9 protein-coding genes are annotated in these 15,349 nt (G+C 57.2%); 6 read left to right on the top strand and 3 right to left on the bottom strand.

Features of this window, described 5'->3' with window-relative positions:
- Positions 1-133 precede the first annotated feature (133 nt).
- From Q8N04_16190 to Q8N04_16180, 3 genes are all read left to right on the top strand, one after another.
- Positions 134-937, top strand: a complete 804-nt coding sequence (locus Q8N04_16190) for a hypothetical protein (protein MDP3092213.1) — start codon at positions 134-136, stop codon at positions 935-937.
- 76 nt (positions 938-1,013) lie between these two features.
- Positions 1,014-1,148, top strand: coding sequence for a hypothetical protein (locus Q8N04_16185; GenBank protein ID MDP3092212.1), 135 nt, complete (start codon positions 1,014-1,016; stop codon positions 1,146-1,148).
- A gap of 151 nt (positions 1,149-1,299) precedes the next feature.
- Positions 1,300-1,770, top strand: a complete 471-nt coding sequence (locus Q8N04_16180) for a methylglyoxal synthase (GenBank protein ID MDP3092211.1) — start codon at positions 1,300-1,302, stop codon at positions 1,768-1,770.
- A gap of 120 nt (positions 1,771-1,890) precedes the next feature.
- On the opposite strand, the gene Q8N04_16175 is transcribed toward Q8N04_16180, so the two are convergent.
- Positions 1,891-2,280 (bottom strand): LuxR C-terminal-related transcriptional regulator, encoded by a 390-nt coding sequence (locus tag Q8N04_16175; GenBank protein ID MDP3092210.1) that lies wholly within the window; start codon positions 2,278-2,280, stop codon positions 1,891-1,893.
- A 605-nt stretch (positions 2,281-2,885) separates the two neighbouring features.
- Here Q8N04_16175 and Q8N04_16170 point away from each other — a divergent pair.
- Together Q8N04_16170 and Q8N04_16165 are read left to right on the top strand one after the other, a co-directional pair.
- Positions 2,886-9,056, top strand: a complete 6,171-nt coding sequence (locus Q8N04_16170) for a SpvB/TcaC N-terminal domain-containing protein (GenBank protein MDP3092209.1) — start codon at positions 2,886-2,888, stop codon at positions 9,054-9,056.
- 9 nt (positions 9,057-9,065) lie between these two features.
- Positions 9,066-9,515: a tetratricopeptide repeat protein gene (locus tag Q8N04_16165; GenBank protein ID MDP3092208.1), complete on the top strand. Its 450-nt coding sequence runs from the start codon at positions 9,066-9,068 to the stop codon at positions 9,513-9,515.
- Positions 9,516-9,762: 247 nt separating this feature from the next.
- Here Q8N04_16165 and ppk1 read toward each other — a convergent pair whose 3' ends face one another.
- The gene (ppk1, locus tag Q8N04_16160; protein ID MDP3092207.1) at positions 9,763-11,856 is read right to left on the bottom strand and encodes a polyphosphate kinase 1; all 2,094 of its coding nucleotides are present in this window, start codon (positions 11,854-11,856) and stop codon (positions 9,763-9,765) included.
- A 918-nt stretch (positions 11,857-12,774) separates the two neighbouring features.
- On the opposite strand from ppk1, the gene Q8N04_16155 reads away from it, so the two are divergent.
- Positions 12,775-14,784 (top strand): PhoX family phosphatase, encoded by a 2,010-nt coding sequence (locus Q8N04_16155; protein ID MDP3092206.1) that lies wholly within the window; start codon positions 12,775-12,777, stop codon positions 14,782-14,784.
- A 315-nt stretch (positions 14,785-15,099) separates the two neighbouring features.
- Here the strand turns inward: Q8N04_16155 and Q8N04_16150 are convergent, their stop codons facing one another.
- Positions 15,100-15,273 carry a hypothetical protein gene (locus Q8N04_16150; protein MDP3092205.1) on the bottom strand — a complete coding sequence of 58 codons (174 nt, stop codon included), beginning with the start codon at positions 15,271-15,273 and terminating at the stop codon, positions 15,100-15,102.
- Positions 15,274-15,349: the final 76 nt, after the last annotated feature.

Here is a 15,349-nt window from a genome sequence, read left to right as displayed (position 1 = left end):
CTGTTACGCGCCGCTCGGGTTGTTGTAACGGATGTGTTAATTATTCTTGCTTGTCATGGACTGCGGACGGTTAACGCGATCTTGAACCGGCTGCAACCTGTCGGTGATGAGCCTGCGATAGGATGAAACCATCATGTTTGGGACGTTGATCGGAATCTTTCTCACTTCCACCGGCATCATGCTCGGAGCCGACACCGTGCTCTGGGGATCCGGCGCCCCTAACCCTTCCCGAATAGAAAAAACCTGTATGCCCAGTCAGCGGAGTGTGGCGGCTTTTGAGGGGTGGTATGGCGAACGGCTTTCCCTGCATCAGCAGTTTCAGGCTGTTTGCAAGACCCTGTCCCGGTCGCGTAAGCCGCTGTCGGTCGATGCGCAGGCGGACCTTCTCATTCGCAAACTGTTGGACAGGTACCGGGAACAGCAGGGAGTGTCCGCCGCGACGTCGGCCGTCTTGCCGGCGCCGGAGAATCCGCATATCGCATTCGTCGCGGTCGGCGGATTCGACGGAGCTGTGCCGCTGGTTGCTGTTCGGGAATTACGGTGGGAGAAGACCCGCAAGGGGTTATGGAGCGTGAAAACGGCACGCGTGGGAAAACTCAGTTTCGACGGCTGCGGGGTGCGATTCCTGGGGGACGAGCGCGTCGCGGCGCTCTTACTGGATACGAGCGGCCACTTTGAACGGGACAAGCAGCGGCCGGAGGTCAGCCGTGCGATCGAGGCCAATCGCTTGCGCGTAGAGGAAGCTTGCTTCCTCTCGACATTCAGTGTTGAAGACGCGAAGGTGTTGTACAAACTGGCGGTTCGGGCGACGATCGATCATGGCGAGGCATTCCAGATGGAGAATGGCGCGGTGGGAGGCCAGCTCCATCTCCTGACGATCCCGTCCGAGGGACCGATCCAGAAGGTCGTTATCGATCCGGAACAGTACGTGGAATAAGTCGAGTGAAGTCGTGTTCGGTCAGGGGTATCGGTCGGTATGAACAACGTTACGAGCGGCAAGGAGGTGAGCCTGTATGCTTCCCAATCTGCGCGGTGCGTTCTTTCTCATGGTGACGCTGGTGCTCTTCGCCGGCATCGTTGCTGTCGTGGCCATGGGCACGGTTATGAATCCCGGCCGGTGGTGTGAACGTCCCAAGCCACTTGTCTAGCTGGTCCACGGTTGGTTATGGCCGGCTGACACCCGCTCAAGTGGTTGATGCCACTGGGAACTTGTCACGACATCTATTTGTAACAAGGCCCTGCCATGCTGTGTGAGGAACGGAGATGACAAGTCCGTAGACTCATGACCAAGGAGGAGCGATGAACAACACGACTGTATCGATGGCCGACGAAAAGACCATCGCCATTGTGGCCCACGATAACAAGAAGCAGGATCTCCTGGCCTGGGCGAAGTTCAACCGCGAGGCGCTGGCCGGGCATCGTCTCATCGCAACAGGCACGACCGGAATGTTGCTGGCGACGGAACTGGATTTGCCGGTGACCAGGCTGCAGAGCGGCCCGCTGGGCGGAGATCAGCAGATCGGCGCGAAGATCAGCGAGGGCGAGATCGATGTCCTGATCTTCTTTTGGGACCCGCTCGAACCGCATCCGCACGATCCGGACGTGAAAGCGCTGCTCCGCATCGCCGTTGTCTGGAATATTCCGATCGCCTGCAACCGGGCGTCGGCGGACTTTCTCATCTCATCTTCACTCATGCCGACGCCCTACGAACGCCTTGTGCCGGATTACGAGGGCCACCGGAACCGGCTGCTGCGCCTGGACGTGGCGTAGGCGATAACAGACAAAGTCGGCCGGCGGCGTTCAAAAGAGCCGCGAAACGTTTCTCGTGAGCATCTCGATTTTCCGTGTCTCCAATGACTGTAGGGGGCAGAAGAGTTTTTCAGCGGCCTGCTAATTCGCGCGCCGATCATTCGGCGTTGCCGACACAAGTCCGATCACAACGGCAATACGCGACCCGCAGTTCATCTTTTTCATAATGCGCTTGAGGTGGTCTTTGACGGTGTATTCGCTCAAGGACAACCGTGCCGCAATTTCTTTATTGCTCAATCCTTCCCGCAAGAAGGCAAGCACCTTCTGCTGTTGGTTGGTGAACGGAAGAGCGGAAGAAGCGATTGTGGAAACCGACTCCGCTGCGGTTTCTTCTTTTTCGAGTAGCAGGAGAATATCTTTTCGACTACCACCTCGCGCATTCGGGATCGCAATTCCAGTGAACCGAATGACGCAGCGCAGGTTGCACACCAGACGACCGGCCGTGCTCTGATCGTCTGACTGTGATGGCACTGCTATACCGAGTCCTGTGCAATACTTTGCGAGGGGTTTCGGTAACTGCAGTGACATGCCGCAAGCCATTTCAGGATCAATGCATCGAAGCAATTCCGTGGCTCTGGCATTGGAATAGAGTATTCGGTAACGGACGGGATCACAGACCACAACACCCACACGCGCGAGAGGAAAGAGTGAGGCGCCGGGGTAAGCTTCTTGAGTCCGTGAAGCTGCCAGTGAAGCATTCATAGTAGAGCTCCATTCGGTAATTGAGAGGCAGTACATCTGCTAGGGTTCCGTACTGTACTCAGTTCTCAGGAGGCATGGTTATCCATACATTAACTAACTATTGTCATTCAGTTACATGATCATGTCGACCGATCCGAATATTCACGGTCTCCAAATAGCAGTGCTTGTGCTTCATAGGCGTTTGTGATTTTCCCCCGTAAGGGGCTCTCGCTCATAAGCTCACTTATGTGTGAATGACCCCTAAATGGGGGCCCATCCGAATGGATGCCCATGCATTTGAGGTGATTGTGTTTGGCGGAGAAGTCGGTACTCTGCGGCCTCATGGAAATCATCACGTCCGACTGTGACGCTACGATGCCGGAGGGAGGCTGCTGATGCGCGCACGATTCATGTTCGTCCGACTTGTTGCGATCCTTGTTCTGGCCACGGCGCCTGGGCTCTCGCGCCCCGGCGTTGTATTGGCCCAAGAGTTGGACCTTGATATGCCGATCTCTAGCTCAACTGTCCAGGGAATCGGACCGGATTTGTTTACCGGCATGTTGCGTATGAGCTATCCGATTGAAGTGCCACCGGGGCGTGGTGGTGTGCAGCCGAATCTGACCCTCACTTACAGTAGCAGCGTAGGGAACGGATGGGTGGGACGTGGATGGGCGCTTGAACTGGGCGATATTGAACGAAAAACCAAGAACGGCATCAACTTCAGCGGAAATGAATATGTCTTTAAGCTGAACGGAGCGGCGGGGGATTTAGTGCCGGCACCTCCCCCCGCACCAAGCAACGAATATCGGCCGAAGATCGAGAGCAGGTTTTCTCGCATTCGCAAGCTGGCTGCCGGATGGGAAGTGACAGACCGAAACGGCACAAAGTACCTCTTTGGGACGACTACCGCCACGCGCATAGCGGACCCGCTAGACCCTACCAAGGTCTTTAAGTGGTGTTTGGAGCGCGTGACCGACTCTGATGGCAACTATATGACAGTTACATATGTAAGCGATCAGGGCCAGGCTTATATAGAGCGAATTGACTACACGGGGAACGGCCCGTTGGCTCCGACCAACTCGGTCAAGTTTTACCTCAATGACAAGCCGTATTCGCTTCCACTTTATTTGAGCAACTTCCTCGTCACGACTGGGAAGCGCCTGAAAACCATTGAAGTTAAAGCCAACGGTTCCTTGGTGCGGGTCTATCGCCTCACGTACTCTTACGAAAGCTCAGGCTTTCAGGAATCCCGTGCCCGTCTTTTTCAAATTGACCACTTTGGGAGAAATGCAACGCTCGATGCCAGCGGCAATGTGACCAATGCCACTACTGCGGCCCGATTGCCGATAACCACTTTTCGCTATGGTAACGGAAACGGCGGAAATCTCTTTGCTCCCGCGATCAGCTCGTTGACGGGATTGACACTCTCCTCTACAGCTACCCGCAATATTCCAGCCGACATCAATGGCGACGGTCGAGCGGATGTGCTGTCGCTGACAAATCCAGGGGCAGGCCAAGCCTCCGTCAACTACTCCACCGGCAATGGGTTTACCGCTGCATCCTACTCGGGCCTGACCCTCAGTGGCACTGATCCGAAGAATCTACTCGGCGATTTCAATGGAGACGGGAAGATCGATATTCTGTCCATCACCAATCCCGGCACGCCAGGAACTGGGGCAGCGGCCATCAACTATGCCACCGGGTCAGGGTTCACCACGAGCAACTACACGGCGCTCACATTAAGCGCGACCGATGGCCGGAACTTGGTTGGCGATTTTGACGGTGACGGGAAAGCCGATGTCATGGCCATTACCAGCATGCCGGCTTCCGGATCGGGGCCTGGACAGGTTGTTGTGAACTATTCCACCGGCAATGGTTTCACAACGGGCACGGCGTCCCTCGTTACCCTGCATTCCCTGATGGCGTGGAACAGACTCGGAGACTTCAATGGGGATGGCAAGACTGACCTCGTTGCCGTCACAGCGACTGGCGCTGGGTCCGCACAAGTGTATATAAGCTATGCTTCTGGAGTTGGATTCACCGCAAGTAGTCAAGTAACAGGGCTATCTCTGAATGCCGATGCATCCTTTATGTACGTCGGAGACACAAACGGGGATGGCAAATCCGATCTCAATTCTATTGCCACCACCAGTTCGATATACCTCAACCGGTCGACCGGGACGGGATTTGCCACCATCACGGCAACAAGCCGAATCTTCAGCGGAACAGCGGGACTGAATTACAAAGGTGATTTTGATGGAGATGGTATTTTAGATGTGGTTGCGGCGACCCAAACCGGTCAGGGAACGGGAAGAGCGTACCTCAGTAGCCCCAACTACAACTTCTCCTCAATCAGCGGATTTTTTATGTCCATCTCTGCCACACCTGAGGCGAATCTCGTGGCCGACTTTAGTGGTGACGGACAAGCAGATGTTCTCTCGGTGTGGAACTCAACGACCGGGGCGGTCGACCTCAACACCACGATCACACCGGAAGACAACATTGTCGGCGTAGAGAACAACATCAAAGGTCTGACCACTATTACCTATGCGCCATCGACGCAATATGCCAACACGCAGCTCCCTACCGCGGTGAAAACTGTTAGCTCCATCTCTCATTGCGACAATAGTGGGATTTCTCAGATTGATTGTAGCGTTGGAATTACCTCAACCAACAGCTACGCCTACGCCGGAGGGTACTATTATAGTCCCGAGCGAGACTTCCGTGGATTCAACTATGCCAAACTCACAGGTCCTATCGGCCCAAACGGCGAGCGGCTCTCGGCCGAAACGTGGTTTCATCAGGGTAATGACATAAGCCTTGTCAATCTTCCCGATGTCTCTCATGGGTATATGCGGGGTAGGCCTTATAAAGTGGTGGTAAGCGATAACCAATCGGTCCAACTGAGCGCACGCAATGTCTACTATCAGTCCGGTCCGTCCACGCCCCCCTTTTTTAATCCGCCATTTGCAGTAGAGGTGTCCACATGCGACAGCACACCTGCCAGTTGTAAAACGATCCAGATCGGCTACGCCTATGATGCCTATGGCAACGTCATCCGTGAAGATCAGCATGGAGATATCTCCGTCACGACCGATGATCGCACCGTGGTGCGGACCTATTCCCCGAATGTGGCGGAGGAATGGATACTTGGGCTTCCGACGAGCGAAGCGATCTATGAGGGAATCGGAACCAGTCCAGGGAATCTCAAGGCTCAGACGACGTTGTATTATGATGGGACCACAACTTGCGGGACACCGTCCACGAATCAGACGCCCATCAAGGGCCATTTGACTCGCGTCGTTCGCTGGCTGAACGAGAGCGCCAGTCCAGAGATACGCAAGGCCTACGATCAGTTTGGCAATGTGATTTGCACGCGCGGCCCCAACGGAGGCGACACCAATCTTGCCTATGATTCCATTTTTCAGACCTTTCCAATCACCAATACCAACGCCCTCAATCATCAGACGAGACTCTGGTACTACGGCGTGACGGCCGGCACGGATTCCACAAAGGGCCTTTACGGTCAGGTGGCTATTGCCTGGGACCCCAATGGCATTGGGCATACTTTTGAATATGATGTGCTAGGCCGAAAAACGAAGGAGACCGGCGGGCCAGTAAACCCCGTAGAAACACTCTATAACTACACCTATTTCAGTGGGGGGCCTGGCAATACGATAGATGGGGACAATGCACAGAACGTGCAGTCGCTGGCCGGTTCTCTGCTTCCAGGAGCAGTCGGACTACTCACGACCACCTATTTCGATGGGCTCGGTCGCCCCATCAAAAAGGAAGAACCGGGAGACTTCCAAGTCGTATTGACAGAGACCGAGTACAATGCAACCGGAACGGTAAAACGCAAGTCCGTTCCGAGATTCACGACTGCATCTCAACAGTGGATCACGCCTCAGTATGATTCCCTGGGTCGTGTGATTCGAATCGACAATCCGAGCCCGGCGGGGCAGACCATTCGGGCCTTGTCTTGTTACGACGACTGGGTGACGGTCACCGTCGATGCCAATAATCACAAGAAGCGGGAGACGCGGGATGCGTATGGGCGACTGATTCGGGTGGACGAATACACCGGTACCTTCACGACCTGCGACACGGCCGTCGGGACCCCCTACACCACGACCATCTATCAATACGACGTGCTGGGCAATCTCGTGAAGCTGACCGACGCCAAGGGCAATGTCACGACCATGCGGTACGACTCCCTAGGCCGCAAGATCGCGATGTCCGATCCCGACATGGGCCGGTGTGGGGATCTGACGGTCCTGACCCCCAGCACGAGCTATCCGTGGTACCCGGCGCCCTGCTGGAATTATCACTACGATGCGGCGGGCAATCTCATCAGGCAGACCGACGCCAAGAACCAAACCGTCTGGTTCCAATACGATCAGCTCAATCGCCTTGTGCAGAAAGACTACGGTGGTGCCGGGCCAAAACCCGTGGGCAGCGGGGACGCCCGCTTTACCTATGATGCGCCGATCATTTGGAAGATGGGATGGCCGACTCCGACGTACGGCGTGGGCCGACTCACGGGCACCGCCACCGCCACGAATTTCACGCTGTTGGGCTATGACCCCCAGGGGAGAGTCACCACGGAAACGCGCTCCATCGACGGCTTCAGCCGGGAGATGAATGCCGATTACGACAATCTCGGGCGACTCCAGCGGGTCTATGATCCAGATGTCTACGAGGGGGGCAGCTGGGTGCAATATGACTACACGGGTCCGTTCCTGCAGAAAGTATCGGGGTTCAATGAACCTGAGAACAGGGTCTATCTGGAATATCCCGCCAACACGTACAATGCCCTTGGGCAACCGGCCAGTCAGACCTTTGGCAACGGCGTCAGCACGGCCTATACGTATGATCCGCAGACCTTTCGGATGCAGTCCTATCGCACCACGAAGACCCCTGCGGTCTATATGGATGAGGGCTACGCGTATGATGCCAAAGGCCACGTGACCTATATTGGTGATCAAACCTCCTCCGAGGGTGGCTATCGGGCCTTTGCTTATGACGGGCTGGACCGGCTCGTTCACGGGTATCATCTGATCGCGCAGGATTCGGGGTCCTGGGATGGAGTCTACGTCTATGATCAGATTGGGAACGTGACCTCCAACACCGCCTGTTGCGGCGTTGTCATTACCCCCTGGCCGTTCCTCGGTGCCTATACCTACCCGTCGAGCGGTCCTACCAGTGTGCGCCCGCATGCGGTGAGCGCGGCCGGCCCCCACACGTACCTCTATGATGACAACGGCAATTTGACCAGCGGGGCGGGGCGGACGATCACCTATGATGCTGAGAACCGTCCCATCTGTATTGCCGTCAACGGCACCGGCTGTACGCCGGGGCAATCTACGACAACGACGTTCGCGTATGATGCGCAGGGGAAGCGGGTCAAGAAGACGGTGGGGACCGTGGCGACGTTCTATTTCGGCCCGCACTACGAATGCGAGAACGGCCAATGTACGAAGTACATCTGGGCCAACGGCCAGCGGATCGCGATGCGGAACTCGGGCGGAGGCCAGCCGGTGAGCTATTTCCATGCGGACCATTTGGGGTCCACCCGGCTCGTGACGAACGCCACGGGCGGCGTGGATCAAGTACTGTCCTACCATCCCTTCGGGGCTACCCTGGGCAACGGTGGCACCGCGAATGTCCCCTATAAGTATACGGGGCAGGAGCTGGATGAAACCGGGCTCTACGACTATCACGCCCGGCTCTACGATCCCGTCCTCGGCCGCTTCATCAGCGCCGATACCCTCGTGCCCAATCCGGGCGATCCGCAGTCGCTCAACCGGTATAGCTATGTGATGAATAACCCGGTGAACTTCACGGATCCGACAGGAAACTACACAGTCGACCAAGTAAAGAATCTTCCTAACATCGAACTCACCCTCACTGATTGGAACAAGAATCAGTTCCTTGATATTTACGATCTCAATGTTCTTCTTCTCAGCGGGCGAGTGACCACCGCTCAATACAACCAACTGAGCCCACTGTATTTGGGTGCGTACAAGACGCTCTATGTCGACTACATTAATGAGGTCGACCGCTCTCCAGGGTTTAACCGGATTGCAGAATTCCGAGCGCTTGTCGAGAGGTCCAGCAGTCCTCCGACACCAACACCGCCGCCGGCGTCTCCAGCGGTGAATACAGCATCGCATGTTCAGAACTATTCACAAGATGCCATATCCTCCGATGTGTACTTCGGAAATATTGATGACTACTTGCCTGTTGCTGATGCAGCCAAGTTAGCTGGCAAAGGACTGTTCGCGTTGGGGACTGCGGCGTCCGGATCTAAGATTGATGACTTCGTTGGGTTGCTTCATCGGTTCTTAGGCAATGAATTCCGAGCCACCAAACCGCCACAACCGGGTTCTGATCTTATCTTAGAGTCGCTAGATAAATCTCGACAGGTCCGGTTTGACATTACAAACCCGCATGGACTAAGTCCGCATGTTAATATCCAGACTTTCGAGCCTCGCAATCTTTACCCAGGTGACAGGCGAATGGTTGAAGGGTTGAACCTCCATGTTGAGCCACGAAAGAAATAGGGTTCGCCAATGGGCGATTTTGACCATCTGATCGAAGTAGAAAGTGAAGCTCGGGACCTGCTTGTGAGAGGAGAGTACCGGCTTGCCTCCGAATTGTTCTTGAAAATTGTTACCGAGTTACCGGAGTATGAACATGGCTTTTGTTTTTATGATTTGGCGATCTGTATGGAAGAATTGGGAGAGTTTGAGGCGGCAGAACGCTACTATCTCCAGGCGCTTGCATATCAACCGGATGATTCGATTCGCCTAGGCGGGTATGCTTCTTTTCTCTATCTTCACGGAAACCCGCGAGTCGCTTTTTATATGCACCTACGGCTGCTCTTCTTGGAGCGCACTCAACTTGATCCTGCCGGTGCAGACAAAACCCTGACCGCCCTTAGAACGCTGGCTCAAAACTTACATATGCCTCAGGAGGAGTTTGTTCGACTGACTGGGAGTCACCTTTCACCGACCCAATAGAGTAGCATGGTTTTGCAACCACAGAACGGAGAAAAAGGGGTCGGGAGCACTCTTGTCCAAGATTAAGTTGTCGCTGGGTCCTGAGGGTTGCACAGGGCAAAGGAGAACAGGGTACCGGGGTCTTTCTCTCTCGCGATGCGCCCCGCGACGTGGGACAGCGAGCAACACCCGGTCAGTTTCTTTCATCCCGATCATCTCGGCTCAACTCGCCTCGTCACGAACATGAGCGGCGGAGCATTGTATGCTGTCAGCGCTCATGCGGAGTCTGATTCCAGCTACCGGCCCGCTCCAGCATCTGCTGCTGGGAGTCGAGCGGCGCTTCATCCGGCTGCGGAGCCACGCGTTCGTACAAGCCCTGCTCATTCATCCGGCGCAGGTGTGCGGTGTCCCGCAAGTGGGGAAACAGAATGTCGTCGCGGATGGCCTGGCGCAGATGCGCGGCCTCGACAGGAAAGACCACTTCAATTCGTCCATCCAGATTGCGCGGCATAAGATCGGCGCTCCCCATCCATAACTCTTCTTCTCTCTGCTCGAACCGGAAATAGAAAATCCTGCTGTGTTCGAGAAAGCGACCTACCAGGGAGGTGACGGTGATCCGTTCGCTGACGCCGGGGACGCCGGGACGGAGGCCGCAGACGCCTCGTATTTGTAGATCGACGGTGACACCGGCCTGGGAAGCCCGGTAGAGCGCTTGAATGCAGGCCGGATCTGTGAGGGCGTTGAGCTTCAACACGATATAACCCTGTCCCGTCTGCTGGTGTTGGGCCGTGACCCGCTCGATCCGGTCAAGTATGCCTTTCCGGACTCCGCTCGGGGCGACCATCAGGCAACGATAGGGATGCTCTCCGGCATACCCGGTCAGCGCGTTGAAGAGCATGGCGACGTCGGAGGCGATGGCCGGATTGCTGGTCAAGAGCGCGAGATCGGTGTACACGCGCGCCGTCGCGGGGTTGTAATTGCCGGTGCCTAGGTGCACGTATCGGGCGAGCCCGTGGTCTTCGCGGCGCACAATCAGGCACATCTTGGCGTGCGTCTTCAAGCCGACCAGTCCATAGGCGACATGTACTCCCGCCCGTTCCAATTCTTTGGACCATTGAATGTTGTTCTCTTCGTCGAAGCGGGCCCGTAGTTCAACCAGCGCGGTGACCTCTTTGCCGTTCTCCCGGGCCTGCATGAGGGCCTCCACGACGGGTGAGTCGAGCCCGACCCGGTACAACGTCTGCTTGATGGCCAGCACCTGAGGATCGGCGGCGGCGGCGCGGAGAAAGTCCACCACCGGCGTGAAGCTGTCGTAGGGGTGATACAAGAGCAGATCGCGTTCTTGCATGACGGTAAAGAGATCTTGACGTGCAAGGAGCGGTGAGACTTTCTGCAGGAGCGGCGGATCCTTCAGGTCCGGCCGGTCAAGCTTGGTGAGCTCGATCAGATCAGCCATGCCAAGAGGACCCTCTACCGCGTCGATCTGGTCGGGACCGAGGTGCAGGTTCTGCGCAAGAATCTGACGAATCTGCTCCGGCATCTGCGCGCTGACTTCCAGCCGCACCGCAGAGCCGAAATGCCGCTGGCGGAGACTTTCCTGAATGGCTTGGAGAAGATCGGCGGCTTCGTCCGCTTCAATGTCGGGGTCCGCGTCGCGCGTGACGCGGAAGGGATAGGCCGTCGAGACATGGCATCCGGGAAACAGGAGATCCAGATTGGCGGCGATGACTTCTTCAATCCATACGAAGCTTTTAGGGTATACGTCGGAGCCGGTATCCGGCGAGGCTTCCTGCGGCACAGGGAGGAGACGGGGAAAGAGACGCGGCACCTTCAAGCGTGCGAAACGCTCGTGGTGTTCGCCGTCGTGGAGCACGATGGCGAGGTTCATGCACAAGTTTGAAATATGGGGAAATGGATGGGCGGCGTCGAAGGCCAGCGGGGTCAAGGCCGAGAGAATGGCGGCTTTAAAATAGTCCCGCAGGCGCCCGACTGCTTCATCCTGGATTTCCGAGAAGGGACACACCCGGATGCCCGCGTCGCGCAGTTTCGGCAGAAGATCATCTTTCCAGCAGGTCATCTGTCGGGCCAGGAGCGGGGCGAGAGCCTGATGAATCGCCCGGATCTGCTCCTCCGGCGTGCGGCCGTCCGGCGGCGCCTCGACGGAGCCGGTCTGCTGCTGCCAGTAGAGCCCGGACATCCGGATCATAAAAAACTCATCCAGATTGCTGCTGAAGATTGAGAGGAATTTCAGCCGTTCGAGGAGGGGATGGCGCTGATCGAGCGCCTCTTCGAGCACGCGTTCGTCGAAACGCACCCAGCTCAGTTCGCGGTTGATGTACAGGGACGGGTCTGTCAGATCCATCGTATGTCATTCTTTCCAATAGTGAGGCCCAACAGCAGCGGTTCACTCTTCGGTCAGCCACAGGTCGGCCCTAGGATAGTCAGGTCTCATCCGCTGCCTCAAGAGCGGTTCGTTAAATATGTGTTAACTTATTCGAGGATCCTCGCCGCGTCTCGCTGTACCGACTCAAGGGGCATCTTTTGAGGCGCGATGTTCCCTGCCAAAGCCGGGTGGTGCCGGGCTGCTCATCCTGTCTTAGTAGTTTCCTGATGGAAGGGTACGGTTCCGTCCGTAGAGTCACCGGTGCACAAATAGGAGAGTTGAACGATAATGTTGGCCAAGATCAGTGCGTTGCGATGGGATATAGCGCTTCTCTTCTGTGTGTCCATTGAACTCGCACGCCGTGCATCGCGCTTGCTGAAAGCCCGGTTCTTCAGCCTGACCGCCCGATAGTCCTCAGCGTCATCCGATTTCTATCCCAATCCCTTTCCCTTCCGCCGTCTTTCGCATTCATCTCTTAACACCGGCGTTACATGTTTTTGAGCGGGCACAGATCCGCTCGTAACGGCTTCCTGTGAGAGTAGCCGCGGATATCATGCCGCGTTTCAGGGGTGAGCCGGAGACTGCAGCTTCGCTACCTTGTACGCGGCAGGCAGAGGTCGCAGCTCCACACCCGCTTGTGTAACGAGACGGAGGAGGAGTGGCTATGAAGCAGCCGGTAGGAAGAGGGACATTCAGTCAGCCATACGTTGCAACCATCACAATGGGGCGCTCGCTGTTGCTGGCTTCTTCCGGCGCAGTGAGACGCCTCCATCATGAGACATTCATGGCGCGAATCAAGAAATGGGTGCTCTCGATCTCTCGAGTCTAAGGCGAGCCTCACGATGCGCGTGTCGATTCAGAATGTTTCTTCACCTTCACTAACAAGGAGTGATCCTCATGTCGATGATCGATGATGAAGGCGTCAGCAATCAGTCCGGCAACGAACATTTTCAAGATGTGATGGACGCCCGTCTGTCCCGGCGAGGCTTTCTCACCGGCGGGATGGCCACGGCGGCGGCGGTGTCGCTCGGGGGCATCGAGGCGCTGTTGAAGGCTGTGCCGGCCTCCGCGCAAGAAAGTGCGGACGATTCCGTCGAATCCGCCGAGGAGCGCGAGCCGGGCAGGCCTGTCCTCGGATTCGAGAGCGTACCCGTGTCGTCTGCGGACACCGTGGCTGTCCCGAAGGGCTATACGGCGGAGGTGCTCATCGCCTGGGGCGATCCGGTCTCGAACGGACCGGCGTTCAAGCAGGATGCGAGCAATACGGCAGATGAGCAAGCGCGGCAATGGGGCATGCACAACGACGGCATGGTGTACTTCCCGATCGTCCGATCCCAGCGAGGCTTGATCGTCCAGAACAACGAGTACACCGACGATGGATTGCTGTTCCCTGATGGTGTGAGCAATTGGACGCAGGAAAAAACGAACAAGTCGTTGAACGCCCATGGCGTCTCGATCATCGAAGTCACGAAGCGGACCGGCTTCCCCTGGGATTGGCGGCGGCGTCGCGGCAAGTGGGATGTTGTCAGGCCCTCTCCCTTCGCCCGCCGCATCACGGGTCGGACGCCTATCGAGATGGGGGGGCCGGCGGCCGGCGATTCCCGTCTGGTTACGAGCGAGGATCCGACCGGGAAACGGGTGCTGGGCACGCTCAACAATTGTGCGATGGGCTATACGCCGTGGGGCACGTATCTGGCCTGTGAGGAAAATTTCAACGGTTACTTCCGGAAGAACGGTCCGCAGACGGCGCTCGAAAAGCGATATGGGATTACCGCTGCGGGTTTCGGGTATCTCTGGCACACGACCGACAAGCGGTTCCGGACGGACGAGGAACCGAATGAGCCGAATCGGTTCGGCTGGGTGGTGGAGATCGACCCATTTCGACCGAACTCTACTCCGGTGAAGCGCACGGCCCTCGGGCGATTGAAGCATGAAGGCGCGTGGGTACAGGTCGCGCGGAACGGCCGGGTCGTGGTCTACATGGGCGACGACGAACGGAATGAGTACATCTATCGCTTCGTCTCCAACTTGCCCTGGAAGCAGGCGCGCCGCCAGGGCATCAGCCCGCTCGACGATGGCATTCTCTATGTGGCGAAGTTTCATGCGGATGGGACGGGCGAGTGGCTTCCGCTCACGCCGGACAATCCGAAACTCGCCGGCTGGTCGCTTAATGACATTCTCATCAATACGCGCGGCGCCGCTGATGCCGCCGGCGCGACGATGATGGATCGTCCTGAATGGATCGACACCTTCCCTCGATCCTTAACGGCGATCGCCACGTTGACGAACAATAGTCGCCGGGGTTCGACTCCGCCGTCGGGCAACAATCCGGACGGGTCTACGGCTGCGGGCTCAGCCCGTCCGCCGGTGGATGCGGCTAATCCTCGGGCGATCAATAACTACGGCCACATCATCCGCTGGCACTATCGCCAGGATTGGACGGAGCCCACGTTTGGCTGGGACATCTTCGCGCTCTGCGGCGATCCGGCGAATCCGGCTCACGGTTCCACGATCTTCGGCGACAAGTATGGATCGCCGGACGGGATTTATGTGGATCCCAGCGGCCTGCTCTGGATTCAGACCGATGTGTCGACCTCGACGATCAATGCGGGTGCCTATGCCGGATTCGGAAACAATGTGATGGTGGCTGCCGATCCGGACACCAGGGAGACCCGGCGGTTCCTGGTCGGGCCGAATCAGTGCGAAGTCACGGGTGTCTTTATGACGCCGGATCGTCGAACGATGTTCGTCGGCATCCAGCATCCGGGCGAGCGGCCGGACGACCTTCCCGCCGACCCCGTGAATCCGAAGCAGTTCAGTTCCTGGCCGGATGGTCCGGCCGGAGGACGTCCGCGCTCATCGCTGATCGTCGTCACGAAAGACGACGGCGGTAGGATCGGCAGTTAGACCCTTCCGCCCCATCTCCTCGCCCAGGCGGCGTGCGCATTGGGCGCACGCCGCCTCTCTCATGCCGGATCAGATTCATTCTGCGCCCTCTGCACGAAGCGTCGAGGTCAGTCACTCGGTCTCAGAACCAAGGCGTGAGGCTGCCGGAAATGTTCCGGTTAGGCCGGCAGTGCTGGTCGTGTCTGCTGCGGGGGAGAGGCTGCGGAGATCAAGATTTGTCTCCGGTCTGCAGAGAATAAGGCAGAGAGTTGCTGCCTATGGCTGCGACTCTCATAGAGTGTGGAGACGATCAGAAGCGGTTTGCGATAAAGGGAGTCAGGAGAGCTGGAGTTTCTTTTTCTTCCACCGGTCGCTTCCATAGATCGGTGTGCGAGGGGGGCGCGTGAGCGGGTCCCTCCGACGGGTCCGATTCTTGGCGATCAGCCGGTCGGTGATGTCTCCGCAGTGCACGCACCGGAGCGCCCACACTCGCGTTCCTCCCTCGCTCATGATCTCCGGCACTCGCAGTCCGGCACAGCGGGCACATTGCCTCTCGTTTCCTTGGCGGGTATGGATTTTAGAAAGT

It is taken from the genome of Nitrospira sp. (assembly GCA_030692565.1).
Taxonomy (GTDB): Bacteria; Nitrospirota; Nitrospiria; order Nitrospirales; family Nitrospiraceae; genus Nitrospira_D.
This window is presented reverse-complemented; position numbering and strand designations above follow the sequence as displayed.